This is a genomic window from Streptomyces sp. NPDC047072 (assembly GCF_040643855.1).
Classification (GTDB): Bacteria; Actinomycetota; Actinomycetes; order Streptomycetales; family Streptomycetaceae; genus Streptomyces.
The window spans coordinates 1-1109 of the sequence record NZ_JBEYVC010000374.1 but is presented as its reverse complement, the minus strand read 5'-3'; the positions used below and the strand labels follow the sequence as shown (position 1 = coordinate 1109).

Annotated in this window: 1 protein-coding gene; it reads left to right on the top strand. The window is 68.8% G+C overall.

What is annotated here, in order from left to right; translation table 11 throughout:
- Positions 1–129 precede the first annotated feature (129 nt).
- A partial coding sequence (locus tag ABZ896_RS52785) for an L-serine ammonia-lyase (RefSeq protein WP_360946698.1) occupies positions 130–1109 on the top strand: 980 nt, incomplete at its 3' end.

Sequence of the window (1109 nt, the reverse complement as noted above, 5' to 3'; positions counted from 1 at the left end):
GAGGTCGCCGACGTGATCGCCTCGGCGCTCAAGCCGTCGTACGACGTGGAGAGCCTGAAGGCCCGGGTCAAGGTCCTGGCCGACAAGCACCCGCTCTACCCCAGCCTGACGTCGTAACGGGGTCCGCCGATGGCCATCTCCGTCTTCGATCTCTTCTCGATCGGCATCGGCCCGTCGAGTTCCCACACGGTGGGTCCGATGCGGGCCGCCCGGACCTTCGTGGTCCGGCTCAAGGAAGACGGACTGCTCGCCCGAACCGCGGCGGTCCGGGTCGAGTTGTACGGCTCCCTGGGCGCAACCGGCCACGGCCACGGCACCCCGAAGGCCGTCCTGCTCGGCCTGGAGGGACGCGAACCGCACACCGTCGACATCGCCGGGGCCGAACGGGACGTCGAAAGGATCAAGTCGGCAGGCCGGCTACGCCTGTTGGACGCCGAGATCGGCGACGCCCACGAGATCGCCTTCGACTTCGACGACGATCTGGTGCTGCACCGCCGTAAGGCACTGCCCTACCACGCCAACGGCATGACGGTCTGGGCGTTCGACGCGTCCGGCACCGAACTCCTGGCGAAGACCTACTACTCGGTGGGCGGCGGCTTCGTCGTCGACGAGGACGCGGTCGGCGCCGACCGGATCAAGCTCGACGACACCGTGTTGAAGTACCCCTTCCGTACCGGTGACGAGTTGTTGCGGCTGGCGAAGGACACCGGACTGTCGATCTCCTCGCTGATGCTGGAGAACGAACTCTCCTGGCGCACCGAGGAGGAGGTCCGGGCCGGACTCCTGGAGATCTGGCGGGTGATGCGCGCCTGTGTCTCGCGGGGCATGGCACGGGAGGGCATCCTGCCCGGCGGCCTGCGAGTGCGCCGCCGCGCGTCGGTGACGGCTCGTCAACTACGGGCCGCCGGTGACCCGTTGGCGCATGCGATGGAGTGGATCACGCTCTACGCGATGGCCGTCAACGAGGAGAACGCGGCAGGCGGACGCGTCGTGACCGCGCCCACCAACGGAGCCGCCGGCATCATCCCCGCCGTCCTGCACTACTACATCAACTTCGTCCCCGGCGCCGACGAGGACGGAGTGGTCCGCTTCCTGCTCGCCGCCGGCGC